Below are 26,644 nucleotides of genomic sequence, written 5' to 3'. Positions count from 1 at the left end.
GGTGGCCTCACCGGGCTGACTTTGCGGGCGGTCCTGCGAGGCCGGCACGTCCCCCGGAGCCAACTCACATCGGTTCACGAAGTCCGTACCTTCGCAGAATATACCGATTGGTAGGTAATTACCGAGGGCTAAAGTCCCTGGTCATGGACTCATGCGACGAGTGGTCGGAAACTCGAGACGAACGAGCACATCCGCGAGGCGAGCGTCAGCCGAGATAGCAGAGGTCCGTGGCCACGGCCAGAGGCCCATCTGGAATCAGAGCGGCGACGTCTATAACCCGAAAAGTGATCCGAGATCCAACGATCCGACTGACGACACTCGCTTCCAATCAGAGCAATATGCGGTGGTGAAGCGAGAATCCGTCAAGAGAATCGTGACTGTCGCCGGTTCGAGGGTGCTTTCGAACTCGAGTACATTCAATTCACCATCGCCGTCGACTTTTGCTCGGCCGTATATGCACGGCATGTCAGCTGATACGGGCCCAGACGTCGTGTAGGTTCCCGGCAACACCTCCCACGGCACGTCGAACAGCCCGTGACCGGGAATCGTTCCCGGCGCTGCTGAGGCCGCAGACGTCCCGATCATTGCCACACCGACAGCTACTGCTGCAGCGGACGCGAGCAAACTAACCTTGCGCATTTTCCCTACCTTGTTCATACCTGAACCGCAGCGGCGAGTTCGAAGGCTTGTTGATGTAAGAACCCGCGGTTCGCGCAGTTCTTCAACTAACGGTAGTAAAAGGGCACGAGTTTTGGTGAGCTACCTTTTTGTGGTTCTGGCCCGATTTCCGTGACGGAGACTCCCATTGAGAAGATCAGAGAACGCCGGCGTTGCGGCTCTCGGCATGATTCGAACCTGTCATTCCAGCCTTCGATCACACACCCGCATTCGAGCCGAAACGTCGACGCTCCCCTGCCGTTTGGGTGACTCAGCCTCCGAGTGAGCCCGTCGGCAGCTTCGAGAAGATGTCCCCGAGGCTTCCGGTTCCACCAGGAGTTTCCGGTTCCGTCGGATCCACCGGCTCGACGACGATGACACCAGGCACGGTGACGGTCACGGTCTTGTCCGCAGATTCCGAAGAACTGAACTTCTTGGTACCCAAGAACTTTGCGGTGATGCGATGCTCGCCCTGGTCGCGGAACGGCCAGACCAGTTCTGCATGGCCATTGGAATCGACTGTGGCGCTGCCGATCTTCGTATCGCCGTCGAAGAACTCGACCGTTCCCTCACCCGGGTTCGGGTCGATACTCGCCGCAATCTTGACGTCTTCGCCCGTCAGTGCCTCCAGTGCGACAGCGACCATCGTCTCGGTCTGGTTGGTCGTGAAGACCTCGGTAGTCGAGAGGGCGTTGCGTCCTTCCCCCGCAGCAACACAATACCCAGCGGCATTGACCCACCGGGACTCACCGAAACTCATGCTCGTGTCTTTGATCTTGATGCTCGGGCTCGTCGCCCCGGCGCGCAGGTGCGTCGTCGCATTTCCCTCGTCGGACCGAGCTTCGAGTTTCAATTCGACTGCCGGCAAACGAAAGTCCGTGTTCGCCTTGACTTGCAGCCCTTCCTTGGGCTTGTTGTCGTTCGCGCTCGGACCGTCGTTGACTGTCTTGTTGCCGGTACCGGTAATTCGCAGGTACTCACCCGCCGGGTTCGCGTTTCCGTCTGCGCCCACCCGGAGCAGCACCGCAGTCTCGCCGGTCAAGTTGGACGACGAATCACCGACGAGGGAGTACGAAACCAGGGTTGCCCCTTGCGGTAGTGCGATGTCGTACTTGATACGACCGGTGTCCGAATCCGAACTACGCATGGTGCCTGGATGCAATTTCACTGTGAACTGTTCGCCGGGACGCACGGACGTGGGCGCCGTTACCTCCATGTTGTCGGAGAACGACGAATCCCAATCGGTGGCGCCGTCGACCCGGCACTTGTGTTCGAAGGAAACTGTCCGCGTCACGGTATCGGAAGCCGCTGCCACCGGCGCGGACACAGCGAGGAGTCCGGCCGCGAGTGCTGGTACGACAGCGCAAACTGCCAGAGTGCGGGGGTTCATGTGTTGCCTTTCAGAAGAACTCGGCCATTGAAAGTTCAGTGAGGTAGGACCGTGATCACTTGCCACCGAGCGAACCCGTTGGCAGCTGCGGCAGAACGGACTCGAGGCTGCCGAGACCGCCCGGAGTGCCCGGATCGGTCGGGTCGGGATCGACCGGACCTGTGGTGTCACCGGTCACCGTGAGTACGTGTGCCGCCGACGTGTACTTCGCCTCGTCTCCGGTAGCGGTGAATACTGCAGTCACGGACTTGGTACCCGCCTTACCGAAGGTGAGATCCAGGCGCGCAATACCGCGAACCACCGGCCGCGGGTCACCGACGGGTTTGCCGTCGACCATGAACTGTACTGTTCCCGTTGTGTTTTCCGGATCGACGTGAGAAGCAAAAGACACCTTGGTACCGGTCGCGGCGGTAGCCGGTCCTTCGAGCTTAGTCACGATGTCCGCGCCTGGCTCAGGATCAACGGGCCCCAGGTCCCCGTCGATCTTCGTGGATGCCAGGGCGCCGGCACCGGCATTGAGGGGGCCGGTCTCAGCGTCGCGCGGCGAGCAGGATGTGGGCGCCCAGATGGTTCCCGCGAGCCAGTGACTGACCTGAGGGAGGAAGGTCAAAAATGACTCGGGCCCGCCGAAAGTACCTGCAGCACCCGAAGTCCGGACATTGGTTTCGACTGCGCCGGACGGCCCGGCCTTTACGGTGATTCTGATCTTCGGAAAGACGATGTTGGTCTCGACTCCGGACTGATCATTGATCGCAAGCCCGCCGTGCGCACCCGACGACGATGACGGACTGTTGCCGATCGCTTCGTTTGCGCCGGACAACCGGAGTATCGGACCGTCCGCTGCGGGAGTGCCGTCTTCGTTGACACGAATCACCGAAGCAGGTTTCCCGGCAATAACATTGCCCGGATCGGTGACCGTCGCCGAAACGAACTCCGCGTTGGTCGGAATCGGCAGATCAATCTTCAGACGCGAGATCTTCTTGACGCTTGCGCCGCTCACATCGTTCGGGATCTGGACGCTACCCGGATCCACGTCGATGTCGAAGACCTGACCTGGCGCGACTACCGTCGGAGCCGAAACCCGCACCGTAGCAGGCTTTCCGTCTGACGAAGGACCGGAGAACGCACTCGGAACTGCGCGGCACGTGACCTGGAACGTTGTCGACGTGGTTTCTGCAACGGGCGCCGCGGTTGCCGGAATCACGGACACAGCGGTTCCACCGGCAAGGAGGCCGGTAAGGAGCGCAGCATTCAGTAGGCGTTTTGACATGATGTCCTCTCGGAACAACCTGATTGACGTTTGCCGCCGAACTGTAACGGAGCCAGCGCCCGAGTTGACCCTTTTTCAATAAACAAAAACCACACAGTAGGTAAATACTTGGTAAGGGTTACTGGTCGTCACATCTGACCGCCGCCGCAGGCCTTTCCCCTCTCGATCAATCTCGCGATTCGAGATTCACTGCGGGGAAACACAATTCGACAGAAGTTCGCACCGTAGCGAGATCTCCGGTCATACTCTACCCTTACAGGAGGGTAGAGTATGAGAACCTCGTCAGGACGGAATCTCATGGCAGTAACCATCGCTTCATCCACCAACGACAATTCGGTTCGGGCCGCGCTCCGGTCACCTCACCGTCTCAAAACGGAGGTTTTGGCCGGACTGGTCGTGGCGTTGGCACTGATTCCCGAGGCGATCTCGTTCTCGATCATCGCCGGCGTCGATCCGCGGGTAGGACTGTTCGCGTCGTTCACGATGGCAGTGACCATCGCCGTCGTCGGCGGACGACCCGCAATGATCTCCGCAGCTACCGGCGCCGTCGCACTGGTCGTCGCTCCACTGACGCGCGAGTACGGAATCGACTACCTGATTGCGACAGTCCTTCTGGCCGGCCTTCTCCAGATCGTGCTGAGCCTCCTGGGCGTCGCAAAGTTGATGCGCTTCATTCCGCGCAGCGTCATGGTGGGATTCGTCAACGCACTCGCCATCTTGATCTTCATCGCCCAACTCCCCCACCTGATCGATGTTCCGTGGCTCGTCTACCCACTCCTTGCAGTCGCACTTCTGCTACTCGTATTCCTGCCGAAACTGACGAACGCCGTCCCGGCTCCACTGGTGGCAATCGTGCTACTGACAACCGCCACAGTCGTTTTCGCGTTCGATGTCCCCAACGTCGGCGACGAGGGCGAGCTTCCGTCGAGCCTACCGACGCTACTGTTCCCCGATGTCCCCCTGGACATGCACACACTGTCGATCATTGCGCCGTACGCATTGGCCATGGCGCTCGTCGGACTCCTCGAATCGTTGATGACGGCCAAGCTCGTCGACGGCGTCACGGATACTCAATCGAACAAGACCCGAGAAGGGTGGGGCCAAGGCGTCGCGAACATCGTCACCGGCTTCTTCGGGGGCATGGGAGGGTGCGCGATGATCGGCCAGACCATGATCAACGTCAAGGTCTCCGGCGCTCGCACTCGAATCTCGACTTTCCTGGCGGGCGTGTTCTTGCTGATACTCGTCGTCGGCCTCGGCGATGTGGTGGCGTTGATTCCCATGGCCGCATTGGTGGCCGTCATGATCATGGTCTCTGTCGGCACTTTCGATTGGCACAGCATCAATCCGAAGACCCTGCGCCGCATGCCGATCGGCGAGACAGTGGTCATGTTGGTCACCGTGGTAGTCACCGTCGCGACCCACAATCTTGCCTACGGCGTGATCGTCGGAGTGATCACCGCGATGGTCATCTTCGCTCGCCGCATCGCGCATCTCACCGAAGTGATCGACGTCGCGCATCCGGACGAGGACACCCGTGTCTATGCGGTTCGAGGCGAACTGTTCTTCGCATCCAGCAACGATCTGATCTACCAGTTCGACTACGCCGGCGACCCGAAGAACATTGTCATCGATCTGTCCGAGTCTCATGTCTGGGACGCGTCGACCGTCGCGACACTAGACGCCATCACCACCAAGTACGCGGCCAGAGGCAAGAATGTCGAGATCGTGGGGCTCGACGACGCATCGGCCGAGCGCCACCTGCGCCTGTCCGGTCGCCTGGGTGACGGTCACTGAGAGTATGGAGGCCCAGCGCGAGGAAAGTGGGAGTGATGTCTGAGCCGGAACATGCGGGCCAAGGGCCGAACATGCAGATCGGACAGGTTGCCGAACGCACCGAACTGTCGATCAAGACGATTCGTCATTACGACGAGGTCGGTCTGGTTACTCCGTCCGAGCGGAGCGCCGGAGGATTCCGCCTCTATACCGAGGCCGATGTCCAACGGCTACTGGTAATCCGACGAATGAAGCCGCTCGGATTCAGTCTCGAAGAAATGAAACAACTTCTCGATTCTCTGGCAGTGCTCGACGACGAAGCTTCGGACGCGTCAACGCGCACCGCTGCAACCGAATTCGTCACCGACTGCCACACCCGGGCGGAAGAAAGCTGCACACACTTACGTAAGCAACTCGCCTACGCCGAAGAGCTGACGGGTTTGCTCGCCGACCACAGTCTCAACGGTGAACGGCATTCGTGATCTGCAAGCTGAACTAAGCTGAGTTGATGGCCCGATACTTCGACGTTCACCCGGAAAACCCGCAGCCGCGCGCGATCAGCCAGATCGTCGAAATGCTGCGCAACGACGCGGTCATCGCCTACCCCACCGACTCCTGCTACGCCCTGGGCGCCCGAATGGACAATCACTCGGGCACCGATCGGATCCGCGAGATCCGTCATCTGCGTTCGGACCATCACTTCACGCTGGTCTGTGCCGATTTCGCGCAGCTCGGGCACTTCGTCCACGTCACCAACTCGGCGTTCCGCGCGGTGAAAGCGGCTACGCCTGGGCAGTACACGTTCATCCTTCCCGCCACGAAGGAAGTTCCGCGTCGGCTGGCACACGCCAAGAAGAAGACCGTCGGAGTGCGTATCCCCAGCCACCCGGTAGTGCGGGCACTCTTGCAAGAGTTGGGTGAACCCATCCTCTCCAGCACCCTTCTCCTGCCCGGCGCCGAGGAACCGATGACGGACGGCTGGCAGATCAAGGAAGAACTCGACCACCAACTCGACGCCGTCATCGACTCGGGTGACTGCGGAACCGAACCCACCACAGTCGTCGACTATTCGTCCGGTGTTCCCGAAATCGTGCGGGTCGGCGCAGGAGATCCTTCTCGTTTCGAATGATCCCCCACCCGGGCCACATCATGGAGTCGACCAGTCACGGCGTGACGATATCGAACCACAGATCGAAGTCCTCCAGCAGCGAGATGAACGTCTCCAGTTCGGACCGATCTCCCACAGCTTTTGCCGTTCCGGCCTTGATGGATTCGGTGAGCGAGGTCGTTCCCAGATACACCTCGTTGAACACGGCACGGGTCAAGGTCAGAGTCAGGGCGGCCGAAGCATCTGCCTTGTCCATGTCGTAGTTCAGCACGCCGTTGCGCACTGTGACCAGGACGTTGTCCGCGGTGTCGGACAATACGAATCGCAACGACAGGTCTACATCGGCTGCTTTGGGACCGTCGAGGCGAACTGCCCAGAAATCCAGCATCTGTTCGAGCGGCATCACTGCGACCACGGCCGGGCCGGTGGGGTTGTTGGACGGCATCGGTGCCAGCGGATGCCGCAATTCCATCGCTCCGACCAGGTAGAAGTTGCGCCACGTACCGTTCTCGGCTTGGTAGCCGAGTTGTTCGTACGTGTCCGCCAACAACTCTCGCGCTTTCTGATTGCTCGGATCGGCGAACACCAGATGGTTCACCAGCTCGGCCGCCCAGCGGTAGTCGCCGTCGTCGAACGCCTGCTTGCCCTTGGTCAAAAGTGCGTCCGGTCCGCCGACGGCTTCGACGTAGCGCTTGCCGTTCTCCACCGGCGGATGGGGATTGAGGTGAGCGGGAACGCCGTCGAACCAACCGAGATAGAAGGTGTAGATCGCTTTGACGTTGTGACTGAGCGAGCCGTAGTACCCACGGTTGTACCACTGCTTTCCGATCGCGTCGGGTACCTCGATCTGGTCGGCAATCTCTACCGGTGTCAGTCCCTTGTTGGCAAGGCGCAACGTCTGATCGTGCAGATACTTGTACAGATCTGCCTGATCCGACATCAGCTTCAAGATCTTGTCGTTGCCCCACGTGGGCCAATGATGCTGCGCAAAGATGATTTCGACGTCGGGGAACAGTTCCATTGCCAGACGCACGTAGTGCGACCACGCTTTGGCGTCGCGAGTCTTGGCGCCGCGCAACGTGTATAGATTGTGCATCGTGTGCGTGACGTCCTCAGCTGACCCGAGCGCCTTGAAATCTGGTAAATAGAAGAGCATTTCGGATGGCGCTTCGGTTCCCGGCGCGAGCATGAACGTCACGCGCACACCGTCGATGACCTCTTCGTGCACCGGTTCGGTGATGACGTCGGTAGGCACGGCGAACGTCGAAGTGCCGTGCGAAGTGGACAGGCCGAGACCACCGGATACCTGCCCTTGTGGCCCCGGACGCAGGAACGATCCGTACATGTACATTCCGCGACGTGTCATCGCCGTGCCGGCAAGTACGTTCTCGGAAATCGCTTCCTCCGTGAAACTGTCTGGTGCGTAGACCTTTACGGCACCGGACTCGATCTCTTCGTCGGTGACAAATCCTTTGACACCGCCGAAGTGATCGCCGTGGGAGTGCGTGAAGATGATTGCCTTGACCGGAACCTTCGGGCGGTGCTGGTAGTACAACTCCAGCGCGAGAGCGGCTGTTTCCGCGGACATCAGAGTGTCACCGATGATCAACCCGGTGTCGCCCTCGATGATCGTCGTGTTCGACAAGTCCTGGCCGATCACCTGGTACAGACGATCAGCCAGCTTGAACAGTCCACCGCCCTTTCCCATTAAAGTGGCTTGGCGCCACAGACTCGGGTTGACGGTATCCGGTGCATCGCCGTCGGCGAACCCGTAGGCGTCGTACGAGAAGATGAACTGCCCTTTGTCACCTTTGACCAGTCCGCCATCGATGAGCGGTGCCACGAGACCTCGAGAAATCAGTTCGAAGTCGAAGGTGTCGTCGAAAGGAAGGTCACGGAGAACCTGGGCATTTGCCAGGCGAGTCGCTTCGGTGGCGGGCTTGGGGTCGAGTTCGGACGGTGTAGTCATCTTCTCTTACGCTCCTCGGGAACTCGCGGTGACCTGTGTCGGGATATCGGTTCATCCTCGATCCCCACGCAGCCCTCGCACATCACCCGGAAGGGATGATCAGGTGGCCCGTTCAGCAATCAACAGCGCAACGACGAACTCACGCACCAACGTCCGCTCGTCGTTCTCGTCCGCCCCCGGCACCATGAGCAGCGAGAGAATCACTCGCACGATCCAGCGCGCCCGCGACGCTGTGCCTGCTCCGAGTTCACCGAGCATGGCGACACCAAGTCCGTTGATGACGTCGGATGAATTGGCAAGTTCACCGGCAAGACTCGCATCGCCCGGGGTGAACCATGCAGCCAACGTCGGAGTGCTACGCACCGCGGACACTGCAGTGAGTATGGCCGTCTCCAGACGCTCACTCGGATCGTCGATGGTCGCTACCGATTCCGCGATCGCAGTTCCCAGCCTGCGAGCTTCGCGGTGAACGAACGCAATGTGAAGAGCCTGCCGATTCTCGAAGTACCGATACAAGGTGGCCCGGGAACATCCTGCAGCAGAGGCTATCTCCGCCATACCGACCGCATTGACGCCTTTCGCGACGAACAATTGTGCCGCGCTGTCGAGGATCTTCTCGGCTGCCGCCAAGGCGCGCCCCTCTCCGAGCCAGTCGTTGCTCATGGCCGAGTCACCGACATCGGAGCCGAGAGCGGACGGCGCACGTAGTTGCCCGGCGCGTATTGCATCGCGTCGATGTCGACATGGAAGTCGGGAATCCGGGAGAGTAACTCTTCCAACGCAACTCGAGCCTGCATCCGAGCTGCCGACGCCCCCAGACAGTGGTGGGCGCCATGACTGAAGGTGAGAATCTTCTGCGGTCGACGCAAGACGTCCAACTCCGCCGCGTCGGGTCCGTACTTCTCGGGATCACGATTGGCCGCACCGTACATCAGCAGAACCTTACGTCCTGCCGGAATCACTTTGCCACCCAAGGCCACATCTCGCGTCGTGGTGCGTGCCAGTCCTTGGACCGGCGAGGTGAGTCGAAGCAACTCGTCGACCGCGTCGGTGATCAATGCGGGATCGTCCAGCAGGATCTGACGCTGGTCGAGGCGTTCGGTCAGCATCGCCACCGAACCACCCAGCATTCCTGTCGTGGTGTCGTTTCCACCGGCCACCATGGTGAAGGCGAAGCCCAGAATCGACAGCAGGCCGGACATGTCGCCGTCTTCACCGAGTCCAGCGGCGAGTAGGTGCGAAATCGTGTCGTCACCCGGTTCGACCTTGCGGCGTTCGATCAGCGAAGCGAAGTACATCATCAGCTCACCGGTGGCGGCCTGCGCCGTCGTCGCTGCCGCGGCCACACCACCTGCCGAATTGGCAGCGACAATGGCTTCGGTCCAGCCGTCGAACTGGTCACGGTCCGATTCCGGCACACCCAGATAGTGTGCGACAACCATAGACGGCAACGGTTTGAAGAGCTCGACGACGATATCGCCGCTGCCACGCGCTTTCAGCGCCTCGATACGTTCGACGACAAATTCGCGAACCATCGGCTCGACCGCCGATACCTGACGCGGAGTGAAACCCTTCGACACCATGCGCCGGAACTCCGACTGCACTGGCGGATCCTGCATCACGAACGGCGGATTGTCCTGCATCCCGATCTGTTCGAGTTCACCGTAGACAGTGGTCAATCCCTTTGCCGACGAATACGTCTCGTAGTCGCGAGCGGCGTTGTAGACGTCTTCGTGACGGGTGAGCACCCAGTAGTCGTCCTGCGGCGCAGCTTCCGGCACAACGTTGTGCACCGGGTCGTTCTCGCGCAATGCGTCGTACATGGCCCAGGGCGAACGCCAGGACTCCCCGGTGGAAGGTACAAACCGTGGCGAATGTGACACAGAAGTTGTCATGACTCGACTATGAGACAAATAGCCGAATGTGTCAACGTTCTACGATCAACCGTTCCCACGAGCAGCATTGAGTAACTCGCATCCACGCAGAGCACTATCGTGTGTCGGGTGATCACGGATCCGAAGAATCATCCGAACAGCGCTGACGCCGGGCGCCGCGCCGTGGTTGCGGTCCTGCTCCCCCGCGAACATCTCCCCTTCATCAGAGACTGGTGCCTGCACCACATCGAGCAAGGCTGGGAGGTTGTTCTCTACGACAACACCGGTTCCGTCGGGTCCACCCGCAAGACAAGCGCATTCAGCCTCAACCGTTGGCACGGCCGCAGCGAGGACAAGAGAGGCAACTCTTACGGCGCCTTCACCCGATCGATGTCGGACAGTGAAGTTCAGGTCGCATTCCGCAAAGAACTGCACGACCTTCCGGTGACGATCGTCGACTGGCAACCGCGCGACGCGGACGGTCGGATCGTGCACGGACAGGTAGAGGCGTACGTCGATTACGTGAGCCGGTACCGCGACACCGTCGCATGGGCAGCATTCATCGACGCCGACGAATACCTCCAACACGCACCAGGATTGGACTGGGAGGTTCTACTTGCCGGCGTTACTCAAGCGGGTTCGCACCGCGTCGTTCTCGATGCTCTGGTCTACGAATCCAGGTGGACGCGCGACGGGCAATTGCGAGACGTCGAGGAATTGAAATGCCTTGGGCTACAGAGCCATGGTTGCAAGAACATACTGAGGCTGTCGGAGATTTTGCGAGCAGACGTCTACTGGGGATGGAAGACAAGCGAACCGGCCAGCCTGGTGCGGCCCGACCGATCCCTCTTCTACTTCCGCCATTACCGCGGTTCGGAGGCGGCACTCGACTTCTCTCCGCTGCCGAACTTCGGGCCCCAGGTCCACGAAGAAGGTGTGGATGTGCCGGCAAAGATCGACGTATCACAAAAATGAATGTGCCTGCAAGACACAGGTATTCATCTGCAGGCAAACCTCCGGCCCGCATCCACGAAGGCAATATCTTCAGAATGCGAGCCGGAGGAAATCTGACTGCAGAAGCAGATCAGGAAGCGCTGTTGCCACCGAAGAGTGCAGCAATCGTGGCGACGGCTGCGATGCCGCTAACGATGCCGGCGATCGGGCCGAGAACCTTGGCCAGGTCCGTGAGCGGTCCGGTGGTTGCGTTGGCTGCAATGCTGCTGGTGTATGCCATGTCTAGCTCCTCATCATGGAATGTGTACGCGGTCCGCGCGCCCGGTATGTAACGGCGCTCACAATATACGTAAGACGACCGAAATTTGAAGCGGTGCCGCTGAGTGGGACGTAACTCACATCTCATCCAGCGGGAACCCACGAGTAACAATGCGCGATTCGGACAACGCTTCGGGAACCGTTGAATGACGAGCAGGAGAACAGCAGTGGGCAAGTTGGATGGAAAAGTGGCCCTGATCACTGGCGCAGGGCAAGGCGTCGGCCAGGGAGTTGCGTTTGCGCTCGCCAAGGAGGGCGCTTCCGTCGCGGTCGCGGGCCGCACTGAGTCGAAACTCGTCGTCACATGTAACGAGATCGCCGAACGCGGAGGCCGTGCCGAACCGGTGCTCATGGATATCGCCGACGCGGATTCCATCACCGGAGCCGTGGCGCGAACGGTGGAACTGTTCGGCGGCGTCGACATTCTGATCAACAACGCCAGCCTCAACCCGCTCGGCAACGTCCTCGACCTCACTCCGGAGCGCCTTGCCGACGGATTGACGTCCGGCCCCGTCGCGACTCTGCGAACCATGCAGGCCTGTTACCCGTTCATGAAGGAGCGCGGCGGCGGGGCAATCATCAACATGGTCAGCTCCGTGGCCGTCCGCTGGGACGCTGCCGGCTACGGCGGCTACGCGGCCGTGAAGGAATCCGTCCGAGCCCTCAGTCGCGCGGCAGCATGCGAATGGGGCGTCGACGGGATCCGGGTCAACGCGGTTGCTCCCCACGCGTCGTCGCCGGGGCTGCAGCGGTGGGCAGATGCACGCCCGGAGGAGGCTGCCGCCTTTGTTGCCGGGATTCCGCTACGGAGGATCGGCGACTGCGAAACGGACATCGGAACCGCGGTGGCTTTCCTGGTCGGCCCGGATGCCGCGTATCTGACTGGAGCAACAATTCCGCTCGACGGTGGTCAGTCGCGCTGGGGCTGAGAGCTGGCGTCGTCGAAGGCAAGCACCGCCGACTTGGCTTCGGCGATCGGGCGGCGGAAAACGAAACCGACCAGAACGGATGCCAAAACCAACGCGGCCAGCACTATGAGCCCGACCATCCACCACATGGTTTTCAGTATGCCCGAACCGACCTCCGCCGGACGCGCGCCACGGCCGCCGGACAGCGATGACAACCGCGAAAAGTGCTGAACACCAGTCAAATTCCGTTTTGCCCGTTTCCTGAGCTTCCTGAGAATCCGTGATCGATGACACATATTCGGATTTCGAACCGGAACGAGTGCGTGACTACGACGACACCTCGGTGCATCCTGGCAGGTATGGAATCCGCTGTTTCGGCCCAACTCGTCGACGGAAGCACCCTCACACACCCGTGGGGCGGGACAAGCAACATCACCGATCTCGGCGGTGACGTTCACTGGATCGACTTCGGCGGTCCCAGCGGAGCGCCGCCCATCGTGCTCGTTCACGGTCTGGGCGGCTCGCACCTGAACTGGGTGCGGGTCGCACCGGCGCTGGCGGCGCGCACGCGCGTGTACGCACTTGACCTCGCCGGATTCGGACTCACCTCTGCCCGTGGGCGACACACCGGCGTCGACGCCAACGCAGTACTTCTGAATCGCTTTCTCGACACAGTGGTGGGTGAGCCCGCCGTCCTGTTCGGCAATTCCATGGGCGGAATGGTCTCGGCAATGTCGACCCATGCCAGTCCCGAATCAGTCGCCGGCCTGGTCCTGGTGGATCCGGCGCTCCCCCTGCCCGTCCAACTTCCCGATCTGACCGTCGCCGCCCAATTCGCGCTCTACTCGATGCCGTACGTCGGTGAGCAGGTTCTCGGCTTCGGACGCCGAAAGATGTCAGACCGGCAGTTGGCCGCTCAGATGACCAGATTGTGTTTTGCCGATCCGACGCGAGCCGACCCCGCGGTCCTCGACGCGGGCGCTGCCTTGACGGCGATTCGCCGCAACGAACCTACCCAGGATGCCGAATTCCTTCAGGCAGCACGGTCACTGCTGATGACCCTCGCCCGTCCTGCCTCCTATCGAAAGACATTGCGAGAGATCACGACTCCGACGCTCCTGATGCACGGCGATCGCGATCGGCTTGTCCCAGTCGAGGCCGCACGGGCAGCCGCTGCTGCACATCCACACTGGACCACCATCATTCTCGGCGACACCGGTCACACCCCACAATTGGAGATTCCGGACGAGTTCACCCGTCATGCGCTCGCGTGGCTCGATCGCACGGGGCTGATCAGGAGCTGACACGTACCAACACTCCCCGGTGGAACGCCCTTGCCGATCGAGCAAGTGCCCCATCAACTTCGGAGTATCAAGAACGATTCGGCGGTCGTCTACGTTGGCAGGTCCGGCCCACCGGGGAACGCGAAACGGACACATACCCCAAAGCTCTCGAACCCTGGGAATGTGTCGGGGTACGCGCGTAGCGTGAGATTCAGGCCTTCCTCGGCCAAGCATTTCCGCGTCCCCTGCTTGTGTATCCGTTTCGGTTAAGGAGAGTTTTCAGATGCCCGCACGCACAGCGCTCGACGGAACACCCTGTTGGATCGACCTCACCAGCTCCGACACCGAGGTTGCCAAATCCTTCTACACCAACGTGTTCGGCTGGCAGGCTGACGCAAACGACGACCCGCAGTACGGCGGCTACGCGATCTTCAGCAAAGACGGGCAGCCCATCGCCGGGCTCGGACCCCAGCAGGAGGGAAACCCCTACGGCAACGTGTGGACCACCTACATCTCCTCGACTGATGCGGCAGCGTCGGCGTCCAAGGCCCAAGCCGCGGGCGGAACGATCATGATGCCGTCGATGCAGGTCGGTCCTCAGGGCAGCATGGCGATCGTGGGCGATCCGGCCGGTGCCGTCGTCGGCATCTGGCAGGCAGATCAGCATCACGGCTTCGGTTTGGTCGGCGAGGCCGGAGCGCCGGTCTGGCACGAGACCTTGTCCAAGAACTACGCCGCGGTCCTGCCGTTCTACACCGACGTGTTCGGCTGGACTTACGAGTCGATCGGTGACAGCGACGAGTTCCGGTACTCACAGGCCAAGCAGGGCGACACCGTCGTCGCCGGTTTGATGGATGCCAGCTCGTTCCTCCCGGCAGAGGCGCCGTCGTTCTGGCAGGTGTACTTCGGGGCGGACGACACCGATGCGGCCGTCGCCAAGGTCGTCGAATTCGGCGGCAGCGTCTTGCGCGATCCCGAGGACACGCCCTTCGGTCGTCTCGCGTCGGTGGCCGATCCACTAGGTGCCAAGTTCCAGATCTCCACGATCATGGAATGACTCTCCGCGCGGAGGCCGCACCGGTCCGCGGTCTCTGCGCGCTGATCATCTGGAAAGTCCGGATTTGACCGCACAGATTTGAACACTCGCCCAGAAGGTATGCAGTTTTCTGCGTCCAACGCCTAATCTCATGGGATGCCCGCCCCCGCCCCTCTCCTCGATGTGTACTCGCAGCCGACTCTGTCGACGCTTGCGCCGTCGGTACTCGCTTCTCTCGGAGTGAGCGGCGAAGCGAACCGTCTCGATCTACAGCCCAGCAAGAAGACCGTAATTCTGCTGGTAGACGGGATGGGCGCGAATTTGCTCGCCCGCAACGCCGAACATGCACCATTCCTGAATTCACTGATCGGAACGCCCATCCGGGCAGGCTTCCCCACGACGACGGCCACCAGCATCGTCTCACTGGGGACCGGTCTGCCTTCGGGAGCGCACGGCATCACCGGCTACCAGTCCTACGTCGAAGAAGCCGATTCGGTGTTCAACTGGCTGGGTTGGCACAGCGCGGGCAAGAAGGAATCTCAGACCGACTCCATCGTCCCGGAGACCCTGCAGCCGCAGGCAACGACGTTCGATCGCGCCGCCGCAGCCGGCATCACCGTTACAACCGTCGTACCGTCGAAGTTCGACGGCAGCGGCCTCACCCGTGCCGGGATGCGCGGTGCCCAGTTCGCCGGAATCCAGGCATACGGAGACCTCCTCGCTCGCACCGTGGCGGCGTCGAAATCTGCCGACCGCACGTTCACGTACTGCTACATCAGCGAGATCGATGCACTCGGCCACGTCTACGGACCCGAGTCCGAGCCGTGGATCTTCCAACTGATGCTGGTCGATCGACTGGTCGAGCAACTCGCCGCGGCTCTCGGCCCGGACGTGAGATTGCTGGTGACGGCAGACCACGGAATGGTCGACGTGTCGGACGAGAACAAGATCGACTTCGACAACACTCCGATTCTGTCCAAAGATGTACTCGCTCTTGCCGGTGAACCTAGATGTCGTCACATCCACACCCGAGAAGGCGCTGCACAAGATGTTGCGGACCGCTGGCGCGCCGAACTGGGTGACCGCATGTGGATCGGGACGAGGTCCGAGGGCATAGTCGCAGGATTGTTCGGGCCTGCAGTGCATTCCGAGTATCACGGCCGGATCGGTGATGTCATCGCCATTGCGTCCGGGGACGTGGCCGTCGTACGTCGATCTGTCGAATCGGGACTGTCCGGCCTCCGTGGACAGCACGGCGCCCTCACTCCGGACGAACTGCTGGTACCGCTCTTGTCCTCAGGACAGCAGTAGGGTTCGCGCCCGGCGAATCTCGGGAACACCGACGACCTTGCATGCACCCAACAGGACGACGGCACCGATGGCCGCACCCGCCGACAATGAAATAACAGCAGCAAGCCTGGGCTCGGGAACTCGGTTCTGAACCGCCACCACCAAAGCGAGCGCACAACCACCTGCCAGAATTGCCGCCGCCGAAATCCTTCCGACGGTGGCCTGCACGCGACGGAATCCCAACAGCCCGTATCGCTTTCGAAGAAGGATGTGGCCGAGTACCGCTCCACACACGTAGGAGAACGAGCCGGCGGCACAGACGGCCAGGACCAGCCTTTCGTCACTCGCCGACAGTGACGCAAGAAGGACGAGCACAGTCTTGGCGACCACCATCACCAGGGCGATCACCGCGGGAGTTCGGGTGTTGTTGTCGGCGTAGAACACTCGCAGCTGAAGCATGACCATCGCAAAGGGCACCAGCCCGAATGCACTGACCGCAACGGCCGTCCCGATCAACCGGGCACTGCTGCCGTCGACCCGGCCGAAGAAGATCAAGGTGGTCAACGAGGGGCCGAACACCATGAGCGCCACAGTGACCGGAATCAGCGCCACCACTGAATACCGGGCTCCCCGGCCGAGATCGGATACGACGCCGACGTCGTCACCCGCAGCAACCGACCTGGCGATCCGCGGCATCAGCACCGTCAACAACGACACACCGAGAATGCCGTACGCCACTTGAAACAGCAGATCCGCGTGCGTGTACATCGAGTAGACGTGACGGGAGAGAGTGACCTTCATCGTCACCCACACACCGATCTGGCCGGCAACGACGTACACAAGTACCCAGCCGAGCAACGGCGCCCCGACGCGCACCGGTCGCCAGGTGTGCGGTACGACGCGCACGCGAAGGCGCCACCGAAACCCGTTGCGGTGCAGCGCTCGAGCAACGACGGCGGTTTGCGCCACGATCCCGAGCAGAGTGCCGATACCGATCACCAGAACCTGCGCGGTGGTCATCGACTCGGGAGTCAGAGCCACCGGTCCCGGGATACACAGGAAGACCGCGACCGTCACCAGAAGGACGACGTTGTTGATCACCGGTGCCCAGGCCGGCGCGCCGAACACCGATCGAACGCTGAGCACAGCCGTCATCATCGCCGTGACGCCGTAGAAGAAGATCTCCGGAAGAAGCAAGTACGCGAAGAGCGTCGTGAGCTCTCGTTGAGCCGGATCATCGATCACGGCCGAGACCAGAGGCGGCGCGCACACCACGGCCACTACCGTCACGAGCGCAAGAGCCAGCGCTCCGACGGTGAGAACGCGCTGCGTCTGCTCTCGTTCGAGCGTCCGCCCACGGCTCCGTTGCCGCGTCAGATACGGAAGCAGGACGCTGGCGAGAATCCCGCCGAGGAGGAGCTGATAGACCATGTTCGGGAAGCTGTTGGCCGCGTTGTACGCATCACTGACCAGGGCGATGCCCAGGACCGCGGCAAGGGCAAGGGTGCGGACGAAGCCGGTGATCCGACTGACCGTGCTGGCGAGCGCCACTTGCCCGCCCATCTTCGCCAAGCTGCCGCCCGTCACACCATTACGTTCGGACTCCCGTTCGGACTCCCCCACGTTCTCGACCATCTCGCCAGAGTGCCACATCGCAGATGTTCGACGATCCGGACGGAAACGGAAGGGCGCCCCGAACCGTGGGTTCGAGGCGCCCTTCCGTAAGGAAAAATCAGGCGGATTCTGCTCCAGCCAACGGCGGCATGACGACAACCTGACCGGCGAAGGACAGACCCGCACCGAAGGCGAGAAGCAATGCCTTGTCGCCCGGCTTGCACTGGCCGTCGCGCAGCATCTGCTCCATGGCGAGCGGGATCGAGGCCGCGGACGTGTTGCCCGTCTCGGCGATGTCGTTGGAGACGGGGAAGCCCTCGGGCAGCTTCATGCTGCGAGCGATGACCTCGTTGATGCGCTGGTTTGCCTGGTGCGGCACAAAAGCGTCGATGTCCTCGATACCCAGCCCCGACTTCTCCAGGGTGCGAGTGGCGACCTTGCCCATCTCGAAGGCAGCCCAGCGGAACACCGCGGTGCCGGCCATCTTGATCCACGGCCGAGGTCCGGTCGGGTTCTTGGTGTAGTCGAGCCAGCTGGGCTCCTGAACGATGGCGTCGGACTGGCTGCCGTCCGAACCCCACTCGACCGGGCCGATTCCGACGGTGTCGCTCGGGCCGACGACAACTGCGCCTGCGCCGTCACCGAAGATGAAGCGAACGCTGCGATCGGTGGGCTCGGTGGCCTCGCTCATCAACTCGACGCCGACGACGAGTACGTGATCAACCGTGCCACCGCGAACGAGATCGCTGGCCACTGCAAGAGCGGTACAGAAACCGGCGCAGCCTGCCGCGACGTCGAATGCAGCCGGACCCTTGATGCCGAGCTCGTGGGCGACGATGGACGCAGCCTGGGGAGTCTGCAGGTCCCACGTCGACGTCGCGATGATCACGGCGCCGATCTGCTCGGGTGCAATGCCGCTGACGTCCAGTGCTTTACGGGCAGCGCTGATCGACATCGCGAGGATGCCTTCACCTTCGCCGGAGAACCGGCGCGACTTGATACCCGATCGCGTCTGGATCCACTCGTCGGTGGAATCGATCAGCTCGCAGATCTCGTCGTTGGTCACGACTCGCTCCGGGCGGTGAACGCCGAGCCCGAGAAGGACGGACTGCCGACCTCCGGCCACACTGGCAATCGGCTTACCCATTGATCGATCTCCTCGTTGGTTTCTGGTGATGACGCGCATTCGACATCACACGTTACGTACAGGACATAAGCCCCTGCCTCTCAGGTCACCGTTCGATCACGGCAACAACATGAGGCTGGCTCACATTACGCTTCGGTCAGGTATGTAGTCCAGATCCACGATCAGGCGCGCAAATGAGCTAGAACTGCCAAAACACGACGATGCCCGCTTTCGGAAGCCGACAGGCCGAGTTTTGCGAAGATATTTCCTATGTGCTTGCTCACAGCGGTGTCGCTGACGACCAGTTTCCTGGCGATTTCCTGATTTCCCAACCCCTCCGCCATCAGTCCGAGAACCTCGGACTCGCGTGGCGTCAGCGATCTGATCGGATCGTCGGCGCGTCGACGGCTCATCAGTTGGGATACGACCTCGGGATCCATCACGGTTCCACCGTCGACGACCCGGTTCAATGCGTCGACGAACTCGGCTACCTTCCCGACTCGTTCCTTGAGCAGGTACCCGACCCCGCCGGCGCCTCCTGCCAACAATTCACCGGCGTAGCGATCCTCGACGTACGCGGAAAGGACCAGGACGGGAAAGCCCGGGCGAAGCTTGCGCACCTCGATCGCCGCTCGAAGTCCCTCGTTGGTGAAAGTAGGAGGCATCCGGACGTCGAGCACCGCGGCATCGGGGGCGGTCTCCTCGAACACCGTGAGGAACTGCGCGGCGTCGGAGACAGCAGACACCTCGAAGCCCTCTCCGCGGAGCAGCAGTGCCAGCCCCTCTCGCAGGAGAGCGTCGTCCTCGGCAATCAGAATCCGCACGGTAGTTCCACCCTCATCGTTGTCGGTCCACCCTCCGGGCTCTCCAATACTGCGGTTCCTTCGAAAGCCTCGACCCGGCGTCGAATACCCGCCACGCCGCCGCCCGGGCGTTCGTTCGCGCCGCCGTGACCGTCGTCGATCACGTCGATGAGCATCGTCTCACCCGACGAGTCGTCCGACGTCTCCGTCCGTGCCGTGACGGTGACCCTGCGGGCTCCGCTGTGTTTTGCGACGTTGGTCAAGGCCTCGGCGACGACGAAGTACGCAGCAGCCTCGACGGCAGCCGGGGCACGGCGGAGCTCGTCGATCTCGAGTACGCAGGGCACGGCGGAGCGCCCGGCGAGCGCCGAGATCGCGCCCTCCAGACCCAACTCGTCGAGGATCGGCGGGTAGATGTCGTGCACCAACGTCCGGAGTTCGCTCAACGCCTCGGTGGCCGCATCTTGGGCCCGATGCAGTTGTGGCAGAGCCTGGTCCGGATTGTTCTGCAACGACCGCTCGGCCATCCCCAACATCATCACCACCGCGACCAGACGGTTCTGCGCTCCGTCGTGCAGATCCCGCTCGATGCGCTTGAGTTCGGCCGAATGCGCGTCGAGCGCCGCAGCGCGGCTGGCCGTCAGGGCGGTGACGCGCTTCGAGAGGTCCGAACGCGTATCCGGCGCAAGCAAAGTCGTGGTCGACCAGCTGATCCATTTCGCCATCGCGGGGATCAACCACCACGCGATCAGGAAGTACAGGATGCCGATCAACGGCATTCCGGCAGCGCCCAGCCACGACGTCACGGGGTACGGGTTGTTGACGGGTTCGCCCGCGGGCATCTGCTGCCAGTACAGCGGGACGGCAATCGCATTGAGCGCACCGAGTGGCAGAGCAATGGTCAGCATCGCCGCGACGAAAGCACCCAGACCATGAATCGACAACCAGGCCGCGTCGCGCCTCGTCGACTGATCGGTGAGGAACCGGCTCCAGTCCCCGAATGTCGGATTGCTGGGCATCGGTGGGTATCGCTGCAGAACAGGGCGTCCGGTGTACGCAGCGGTGCGTTTGCGAGCCAGGCCGGCCCACCACCGGAGCACTCGCACGTACGACGGCAACAGCAACCAGCCGACGATCAGAATCGAGAGCGACAACAGAATGAGACCGACCATCAGCAAGAACAGGGAAACAACAGCTGCCGCACCCTCGACGAGCACGTACACCGCAGCCCTGGTTCTCTTCTTCACTGCCCCAGCATGCCGCACCACACCGCACGATCCACTACAGCTGGCTACACCATTGATTCGGGACTCTGCTGGATGTCGACGAATGCCGAATCTCCATAGCGTTCTTCCCATGAAGAATCGACACTCGGTCCTCGCCTCGCCGGCCCCTGGTGCCACGGGAGCTCGAACATCTGCCGTGCGACTAGAAGGGGTCAGCAAGGTCTACGGCAACGGCCGCGGCGCCGTGACCGCCCTCGACAACGTCAGCCTCACTCTGCCGCGCAGCACCTTCACCGCAGTGATGGGCCCATCCGGCTCGGGCAAGAGCACTTTCCTGCACTGCGCCGCCGGGCTCGACCGACCGAGCAGCGGATCGGTGTGGCTGGGCGACACCGAAATTTCACAACTGAAGCCGAAGGCCCGCAGCATCTTCCGTCGCGATCACATCGGTTTCGTCTTCCAGGCCTACAACCTGCTCGGCGCTCTCGACGTCGAGCAGAACGTCACGCTCCCCCTACTCCTCGCCGGGCGACGAGCCGACAAGCAGTACCTGACCTTCGTCCTCGAATCCGTCGGACTCGGATCACACCGAAAGCGCAAACCCTCCGAGTTGTCCGGCGGTCAGCAGCAACGCGTCGCCATCGCGCGCGCCCTCGTCACTCACCCCGACGCACTCTTTGCCGACGAACCGACCGGCGCCCTCGACTCCCGCAGCGCCAAGCAGGTTCTGGAGTTGTTGCGCCGGACGGCTGCCGAGTTCGATCAGACCATCGTCATGGTCACGCACGACCCGGTGGCCGCGTCGTACGCCGATCGTGTGCTGTTCCTCGCCGACGGGAAACTTGTCGGGCACATCGACCGCCCGACCCCGCAGCAGATCGCCGAGCGCATGACACACCTCGGGGACTGGTGATGATGAAAGCGCACACCTTTGCGCACCTGAAAGCGCATCGCTCCGGTTTCGTCGCCGTGTTCGTCTCCGTATTCTGCGCAGCGCTCCTCACCTGCGGTCTGGGTGTGCTGCTGGAATCGGGAGTGCGAGGCGGTGTCTCACCACATCTCTACGCCGGTGCCGACGCCATCGTGAGTGCACCACAGGCGCTCGAGGTCAAGGAAGACGCCGATCAGCCCTTTGCCGAGCGAGTTCTCCTCGCCGGCGATACGGTCCGCAAGCTCGACGCACTCGATGTCACCGTGGTTCCCGACATCTCCGTCCCCGTCAGCACGGCCGAGGGCGTCGTACTCGATGCACATCCTTGGAACACAGCACAATTGGCGCCGTACTCGCTCACCGAGGGGCGCGCTCCGCAGAGCCGCGACGAGGTGGTCTCGACCACGGGCGCCGCGCTCGGCGAGCGAATCACGCTGGCTCACGGCGCGGTAACGGACGAGTACACCGTCGTCGGCACAGCTGATTCGGCTTCGGTGCCGTCACCCGACCGTCCGGCACTCGTCTTCCTCGACGACGCAGAGGCCGAACGGTTGTGGCCGCACCAGAACGCTGTCACCGCAGTCGGATTGATCGCTCCCGAAGGCGTGGATGCTGCCGCTCTCGCCCGCGATGCACTCGCCGGAACCGGTGCGGAGGTCTCGACCGGCACTGCACGCGGAGGCATCGAATTCCTCGACGCCGGTGCTGCGCGGACGCAGTTGATCGTGCTCTGCGCGTCGTTTGCCGGTCTCGCGTTGATGGTCAGTATGTTCGTCGTTTCCAGCACGCTGTCGCTCTCGATCAACGCCAGGCGCCGAGAGTTCGCTCTGTTGCGGGCAATCGGGGCCACCACGCGGCAAGTGCACGTCATGATCGGACGTGAAGTGCTGCTCGTTGCTGCTGCGGCGGCAGCTCTCGGCGCGGTGCCCGGATACCTGCTCGCCCGAGTGCTGGGCGCACAGTTCGCCGACGCCGGGGTCATGCCCACCGATTTCGCGCTGGCCTACAGCCCGCTTCCGGCGATCGCAGCTTTCCTGATCTGCGTACTCACTGCCCGCGCGGCAGCGGCGATCGCGGCACGACGACCGGCGAAGCTCGACCCCGTCGAAGCGCTTCGCGAATCCGAAAGCGGCCCGGCGAAACTGAGCCGCGGACGCATCGTCACCGGGCTGATCTTCGGCGCCGCCGGCCTCAGCGCCTGCGTCCTCCCTGCTTTCCTGCCCGGCAGCGTGGCGGCCGCTGGAGCCGGTTCGAGCGCACTGTTGTTGATCTTCTCGGTCGCGCTGCTCGGCCCCTTGTTGGTGCGCGGCATCATCAAGGTGATCGGCGGTCCGCTGCGCCGCAGTGGGTCGGCGTCCAAAGTTCTCGCTGCCGCCAACGCCGAATCCAATTCGAGACGGCTCTCGTCGGCGGTTGTTCCGTTGGCTCTCGCAATCGCGCTCGGCTCGGTGCAGTTCTTCAGCCAGAGCACCGTCGCCGCCGAGGCGACCAACCAGTCGATCAAGGGCGTCACCGCCGACCTGATCGTCGGCGCACCAGCCGGTATCGCTCCCTCGCTCCTCGAGTCGATCGCATCGGTGCCCGGAGTGAGTGCGGCAAACCCGGTGGTCCGCAGTCAAGTCCTCCCGGTACCCAGCGGTGAGGAAGGCGGCTCAGCCGACAGCGCGATCGCGGCCCAGGGCATCGACGCCGCCAGCGCCGACGCGACCCTCGATCTCGCGGTGACCGAGGGCGACCTCAGCGCTCTGACGGGCGATACCGTTGCCGTGAGCGAAGACGGCGCCTTCACCCTCGGAGCCAAGGTAGGCCAGCGCGTCGACCTCTATCTGGGTGACGGAACACTGGTACATCCCATGGTCGTCGCAAAATATGGTCGCGGCCTCGGATTCGGGGACGTGACCATGCCGATCGAGACTTTGCGTCAGCACTCCACCGACGCTCTGATCGACACCGTTCTGGTTGCTGCCGAACCCGGACGGTCGGCCGAAGTCCAGCAGTCGTTGCGCTCGTTCCCCTCGATCGCCGCGATGAACCAGGACCAGTTCGGGGCCGCGGGCGAAGATCAGCGTCGTATGCAGTCGTGGGTCAGCATCCTCGCCGTCCTCGTCCTGCTCGGCTATCTCGCAGTCGCAGTCGTGAACACCCTGGTCGCCGCCACTGCCGAGCGTTCCCGCGAGTTCGCGCTCCTTCAACTGGTGGGCTCGCGGACGAGGCAGGTCCGAGCAATGATGCGCATCGAGTCGTTGATGGTGGTGGGAATCGCCGTCGTGGTCGGATCACTGATCGCCCTGCCGCCTCTGATGGGCATTGCCGTAGCGGTGTCCGGGCAGCCGATCCCGGCGATTTCACCGGCGATTTACGGTTCCATCGTCGCGGTGACCGCTGTTCTGGGATTTGTCTCCATCGCGCTCCCGACGCGCGCCGCTCTACGCAAGAACCCGATGGACGGAGTGCGTAACCACTGAGTGGCACTACCGTCGTCATCTATGGATGCGGCGGCCTGGGACAAGAAGTACGAAGAAACCGAGCTCGTCTGGGGCGCTCCTCCCAACGAATTGCTGGTGGAATACGCGACGGCCCTCCCCCACGGCCAGGCACTGGACCTGGCGTGCGGCGAGGGTCGTAACGCGTTGTGGCTCGCGACTCGCGGTTGGGAGGTCACCGGCATCGACTACTCGGCCGTCGCGATCGAGAAAGCCCGCACGATCGCGGCCCGCTCACCCCGATCGGTTCTCGACCGGCTCGACTACCGATACGGCGACGTCACCGTCGCGGATTACGCCTCGAGGAACGAGCAGGGATACGACTTGGCCCTGCTTCTTTACCTTCATCTGCCCGCACCACAACGCACCCTGGTTGTGAACCGTGCCATAAATTCTCTGAAACCTGACGGAATCCTCATGATTTTGGGTCACGACCGAAGCAACATCGACTACGGCGTCGGCGGGCCACAAGATCCCGAAATCCTTTACACACCAGAAGAATTGATGCAGGAGTTCCGCGGAAAGCTCGAGTTCGAGATCGCCGGAAATCCCCACAGGCACACCGAAACGGGAATCGCGGTCGACGCGCTTGTCATCGGACGCAAATCCGGTGTTGGCAATGCAAAGAACGGCTAGTAACATGTATTAAGTTACCGACGAGTAATAAACTTCGGGCGGTACTAGGAGTGCTGGACCGCACCACCTCACTGGGAGAAGCAGAAGACATGGGCCATTACAAGAGCAACGTTCGGGACCTGGAGTTCAACCTCTTCGAGGTTCTCGGACTGGAGAAGCCACTGAGCGAAGGCGCTTGGGGCGACCTGGATGCCGACACTGTCCGCAACATGCTGGCAGAGGTCGCACGCCTGGCCGAGGGACCGCTTGGCGAATCTTTCGCCGATGCGGACCGCAACCCCCCTGTCTTCGATCCCGAGACGCACACCGTTGCACTTCCGGAATCCTTCAAGAAGTCGTTCAAGGCTCTGTGGGATGCCGAGTGGTACCGCATGGGATTGAGCGAGGAGGTCGGCGGCGTGCCGGTTCCCCGCTCCGTCGTGTGGGCCATCGGTGAGCTGATCCTGGGCGCACAGCCTGCAGCGCACATGTACCAGGCCGGACCCGCCTTCGCGGACGTGCTGTTCAACAACGGCACCGAAGAGCAGAAGAAGTGGGCAGCCACCATCGTCGAACGCGGATGGGGCGCCACGATGGTCCTCACCGAGCCCGACGCCGGCTCCGACGTCGGTGCCGGACGCACCAAGGCGATCAAGCAGGACGACGGCTCCTGGCACATCGAGGGCGTCAAGCGCTTCATCACCTCGGCCGACTCGGACGACCTGTTCGAGAACATCTTCCACCTCGTTCTCGCTCGCCCCGAAGGCGCCGGACCGGGCACCAAGGGCCTGAGCCTGTTCTTCGTCCCGAAGACGCACTTCAACTTCGAGACCGAAGAGTTCGGCGAGCGTAACGGTGTCTTCGTCACCAACGTCGAGCACAAGATGGGCCTGAAGGTCTCCGCCACGTGTGAGGTCACCTTCGGCGGACACGGCATCCCCGCACAGGGCTGGCTGGTCGGCGAGGTCCACAACGGCATCGCCCAGATGTTCGACGTCATCGAGCACGCTCGAATGATGGTCGGCACCAAGGCAATCGCCACCCTCTCCACCGGTTACCTCAACGCTCTCGATTACGCCAAGCAGCGCGTGCAGGGCGCAGACCTGACCCAGATGACCAACAAGGCAGCACCGCGCGTGACCATCACGCACCACCCCGACGTGCGTCGTAGCCTGGCAATGCAGAAGGCATACGCCGAAGGCCTGCGCGCGGTGTACCTCTACACCGCAGCTCACCAGGACGAGGTTGTCGCCCAGCTCGTCTCGGGCGCAGACAAGGACACCGCGTTCCGCGTCAACGACCTGCTGCTCCCGATCGTCAAGGGCGTCGGCTCCGAGCGTGCGTACCAGTACCTGACGGACAGCCTGCAGACCCTCGGTGGCTCCGGCTTCCTGCAGGACTACCCGATCGAGCAGTACATCCGCGACTCCAAGATCGACTCGCTGTACGAAGGCACGACGGCCATCCAGGCTCAGGACTTCTTCTTCCGCAAGATCGCTCGTGACCGCGGCGTCGCGCTCGCTCACGTTGCCGGACAGATCAAGACCTTCATCGACAGCGAAGCCGGCAACGGTCGTCTGAAGGCGGAGCGCGCACTGCTCGCCACCGCACTCGAAGACGTCCAGGCCATGGCCGCCACGCTCACCGGCTTCCTCATGGGAGCTCAGGAGCAGCCCACCGAGCTGTACAAGGTCGGCCTCGGCTCCGTCCGCTTCCTGATGTCCGTCGGCGACCTGCTCATCGGCTGGCAGCTGCTCCGCCAGTCCGAGATCGCTCTCGCAGCACTCGACAACGGCGCTTCCGACAAGGACAAGGGCTTCTACGAGGGCAAGGTCGCCATCGCTTCCTTCTTCGCCAAGAACGTCCTGCCCGAGCTCACCGCTTCACGCGAGATCATCGCGAACACCGAGAACGACATCATGGAGATCGACGAAGCAGCATTCTGATTCGTTCCTGATTCATGAAAAGTGCCGGTCCCGAGAACGTTTCGGGGCCGGCATTTTCATGCTCAGC

General features: G+C 62.3%; 24 protein-coding genes. 12 read left to right on the top strand and 12 right to left on the bottom strand.

Features of this window, described 5'->3' with window-relative positions; genetic code table 11:
* Positions 1 to 270 precede the first annotated feature (270 nt).
* The 3 genes from ACBG85_RS05695 to ACBG85_RS05685 form a co-directional block, all read right to left on the bottom strand.
* Positions 271 to 639 carry a hypothetical protein gene (locus tag ACBG85_RS05695; protein WP_256933130.1) on the bottom strand — a complete coding sequence of 123 codons (369 nt, stop codon included), beginning with the start codon at positions 637 to 639 and terminating at the stop codon, positions 271 to 273.
* A 289-nt stretch (positions 640 to 928) separates the two neighbouring features.
* Positions 929 to 2,047: an Ig-like domain-containing protein gene (locus ACBG85_RS05690; protein ID WP_042452525.1), complete on the bottom strand. Its 1,119-nt coding sequence runs from the start codon at positions 2,045 to 2,047 to the stop codon at positions 929 to 931.
* 55 nt (positions 2,048 to 2,102) lie between these two features.
* Positions 2,103 to 3,317: an Ig-like domain-containing protein gene (locus ACBG85_RS05685; RefSeq protein ID WP_338927684.1), complete on the bottom strand. Its 1,215-nt coding sequence runs from the start codon at positions 3,315 to 3,317 to the stop codon at positions 2,103 to 2,105.
* Between the two features lie 297 nt (positions 3,318 to 3,614).
* Here ACBG85_RS05685 and ACBG85_RS05680 point away from each other — a divergent pair, with 297 nt between their 5' ends.
* From ACBG85_RS05680 to ACBG85_RS05670, 3 genes are read left to right on the top strand one after another with little or no spacing between them, the layout of a single operon-like run.
* Positions 3,615 to 5,114, top strand: a complete 1,500-nt coding sequence (locus ACBG85_RS05680; RefSeq protein ID WP_256933131.1) for a SulP family inorganic anion transporter — start codon at positions 3,615 to 3,617, stop codon at positions 5,112 to 5,114.
* Between the two features lie 35 nt (positions 5,115 to 5,149).
* Entirely contained in the window at positions 5,150 to 5,575 is a 426-nt protein-coding gene (locus tag ACBG85_RS05675; protein WP_063314938.1) for a MerR family transcriptional regulator, read from the top strand.
* Between the two features lie 26 nt (positions 5,576 to 5,601).
* The gene (locus tag ACBG85_RS05670) at positions 5,602 to 6,222 is read left to right on the top strand and encodes an L-threonylcarbamoyladenylate synthase (RefSeq protein ID WP_003945756.1); all 621 of its coding nucleotides are present in this window, start codon (positions 5,602 to 5,604) and stop codon (positions 6,220 to 6,222) included.
* A gap of 34 nt (positions 6,223 to 6,256) precedes the next feature.
* Here the strand turns inward: ACBG85_RS05670 and ACBG85_RS05665 are convergent, their stop codons facing one another.
* From ACBG85_RS05665 to ACBG85_RS05655, 3 genes are all read right to left on the bottom strand, one after another.
* Positions 6,257 to 8,170, bottom strand: a complete 1,914-nt coding sequence (locus ACBG85_RS05665; protein ID WP_218694773.1) for an alkyl/aryl-sulfatase — start codon at positions 8,168 to 8,170, stop codon at positions 6,257 to 6,259.
* 99 nt (positions 8,171 to 8,269) lie between these two features.
* Positions 8,270 to 8,833 carry a helix-turn-helix domain-containing protein gene (locus tag ACBG85_RS05660; protein WP_341514067.1) on the bottom strand — a complete coding sequence of 188 codons (564 nt, stop codon included), beginning with the start codon at positions 8,831 to 8,833 and terminating at the stop codon, positions 8,270 to 8,272.
* Positions 8,830 to 10,065 carry a cytochrome P450 gene (locus ACBG85_RS05655; protein ID WP_042920218.1) on the bottom strand — a complete coding sequence of 412 codons (1,236 nt, stop codon included), beginning with the start codon at positions 10,063 to 10,065 and terminating at the stop codon, positions 8,830 to 8,832. Before ACBG85_RS05655 ends, ACBG85_RS05660 begins: the two co-directional genes overlap by 4 nt.
* A 108-nt stretch (positions 10,066 to 10,173) precedes the next feature.
* On the opposite strand from ACBG85_RS05655, the gene ACBG85_RS05650 reads away from it, so the two are divergent.
* A complete protein-coding gene (locus ACBG85_RS05650) occupies positions 10,174 to 11,019 on the top strand; it encodes a hypothetical protein (RefSeq protein ID WP_218694775.1) in 846 nt (281 codons plus the stop codon).
* Positions 11,020 to 11,128: 109 nt separating this feature from the next.
* On the opposite strand, the gene ACBG85_RS05645 is transcribed toward ACBG85_RS05650, so the two are convergent.
* Positions 11,129 to 11,278, bottom strand: coding sequence for a hypothetical protein (locus tag ACBG85_RS05645; RefSeq protein WP_021343080.1), 150 nt, complete (start codon positions 11,276 to 11,278; stop codon positions 11,129 to 11,131).
* A gap of 205 nt (positions 11,279 to 11,483) precedes the next feature.
* Between ACBG85_RS05645 and ACBG85_RS05640 the strand changes: the two genes are divergently transcribed.
* A complete protein-coding gene (locus ACBG85_RS05640) occupies positions 11,484 to 12,245 on the top strand; it encodes an SDR family NAD(P)-dependent oxidoreductase (protein ID WP_042452547.1) in 762 nt (253 codons plus the stop codon).
* On the opposite strand, the gene ACBG85_RS05635 is transcribed toward ACBG85_RS05640, so the two are convergent.
* Entirely contained in the window at positions 12,227 to 12,439 is a 213-nt protein-coding gene (locus ACBG85_RS05635) for a hypothetical protein (RefSeq protein WP_223304495.1), read from the bottom strand. The two genes, ACBG85_RS05640 and ACBG85_RS05635, sit on opposite strands and share 19 nt — an antisense overlap.
* A 144-nt stretch (positions 12,440 to 12,583) precedes the next feature.
* Between ACBG85_RS05635 and ACBG85_RS05630 the strand changes: the two genes are divergently transcribed.
* The 3 genes from ACBG85_RS05630 (at position 12,584) to ACBG85_RS05620 (ending at position 15,854) form a co-directional block, all read left to right on the top strand.
* Positions 12,584 to 13,528: an alpha/beta fold hydrolase gene (locus ACBG85_RS05630; protein WP_047269548.1), complete on the top strand. Its 945-nt coding sequence runs from the start codon at positions 12,584 to 12,586 to the stop codon at positions 13,526 to 13,528.
* A 262-nt stretch (positions 13,529 to 13,790) separates the two neighbouring features.
* The gene (locus tag ACBG85_RS05625) at positions 13,791 to 14,564 is read left to right on the top strand and encodes a VOC family protein (RefSeq protein WP_372026504.1); all 774 of its coding nucleotides are present in this window, start codon (positions 13,791 to 13,793) and stop codon (positions 14,562 to 14,564) included.
* A 135-nt stretch (positions 14,565 to 14,699) separates the two neighbouring features.
* Positions 14,700 to 15,854, top strand: a complete 1,155-nt coding sequence (locus tag ACBG85_RS05620; RefSeq protein WP_042452555.1) for an alkaline phosphatase family protein — start codon at positions 14,700 to 14,702, stop codon at positions 15,852 to 15,854.
* Here the strand turns inward: ACBG85_RS05620 and murJ are convergent.
* From murJ to ACBG85_RS05600, 4 genes are all read right to left on the bottom strand, one after another.
* On the bottom strand, positions 15,840 to 17,468 hold the full coding sequence (gene murJ / locus ACBG85_RS05615; RefSeq protein ID WP_234550669.1) for a murein biosynthesis integral membrane protein MurJ: 1,629 nt from the start codon (positions 17,466 to 17,468) through the stop codon (positions 15,840 to 15,842). The two genes, ACBG85_RS05620 and murJ, sit on opposite strands and share 15 nt — an antisense overlap.
* A 97-nt stretch (positions 17,469 to 17,565) precedes the next feature.
* Positions 17,566 to 18,594, bottom strand: a complete 1,029-nt coding sequence (locus tag ACBG85_RS05610) for a beta-ketoacyl-ACP synthase III (RefSeq protein ID WP_003945837.1) — start codon at positions 18,592 to 18,594, stop codon at positions 17,566 to 17,568.
* Between the two features lie 161 nt (positions 18,595 to 18,755).
* Positions 18,756 to 19,397, bottom strand: a complete 642-nt coding sequence (locus tag ACBG85_RS05605) for a response regulator transcription factor (RefSeq protein ID WP_003945784.1) — start codon at positions 19,395 to 19,397, stop codon at positions 18,756 to 18,758.
* The gene (locus ACBG85_RS05600; RefSeq protein ID WP_179090776.1) at positions 19,385 to 20,623 is read right to left on the bottom strand and encodes a sensor histidine kinase; all 1,239 of its coding nucleotides are present in this window, start codon (positions 20,621 to 20,623) and stop codon (positions 19,385 to 19,387) included. The genes ACBG85_RS05605 and ACBG85_RS05600 overlap by 13 nt, the downstream gene beginning before the upstream one ends.
* A 109-nt stretch (positions 20,624 to 20,732) precedes the next feature.
* Between ACBG85_RS05600 and ACBG85_RS05595 the strand changes: the two genes are divergently transcribed.
* The 4 genes from ACBG85_RS05595 to ACBG85_RS05580 all read left to right on the top strand — a co-directional run bounded on the left by ACBG85_RS05595 (position 20,733) and on the right by ACBG85_RS05580 (position 26,577).
* Positions 20,733 to 21,515 (top strand): ABC transporter ATP-binding protein, encoded by a 783-nt coding sequence (locus tag ACBG85_RS05595; protein WP_042452563.1) that lies wholly within the window; start codon positions 20,733 to 20,735, stop codon positions 21,513 to 21,515.
* The gene (locus ACBG85_RS05590) at positions 21,515 to 23,998 is read left to right on the top strand and encodes an FtsX-like permease family protein (protein WP_218694779.1); all 2,484 of its coding nucleotides are present in this window, start codon (positions 21,515 to 21,517) and stop codon (positions 23,996 to 23,998) included. Before ACBG85_RS05595 ends, ACBG85_RS05590 begins: the two co-directional genes overlap by 1 nt.
* A 21-nt stretch (positions 23,999 to 24,019) precedes the next feature.
* Positions 24,020 to 24,652, top strand: coding sequence for a bifunctional 2-polyprenyl-6-hydroxyphenol methylase/3-demethylubiquinol 3-O-methyltransferase UbiG (locus tag ACBG85_RS05585; RefSeq protein ID WP_063314945.1), 633 nt, complete (start codon positions 24,020 to 24,022; stop codon positions 24,650 to 24,652).
* An 89-nt stretch (positions 24,653 to 24,741) separates the two neighbouring features.
* Positions 24,742 to 26,577, top strand: a complete 1,836-nt coding sequence (locus ACBG85_RS05580) for an acyl-CoA dehydrogenase (protein WP_007734578.1) — start codon at positions 24,742 to 24,744, stop codon at positions 26,575 to 26,577.
* Positions 26,578 to 26,644 lie beyond the last annotated feature (67 nt).

Origin of the sequence: Rhodococcus sp. NyZ502, from assembly GCF_041464245.1 — a bacterium.
GTDB classification, from domain to species: Bacteria; Actinomycetota; Actinomycetes; order Mycobacteriales; family Mycobacteriaceae; genus Rhodococcus_F; species Rhodococcus_F qingshengii.
Note: the sequence above shows the minus strand (reverse complement) of the source record. Positions and strands in the feature narration are given on the sequence as shown.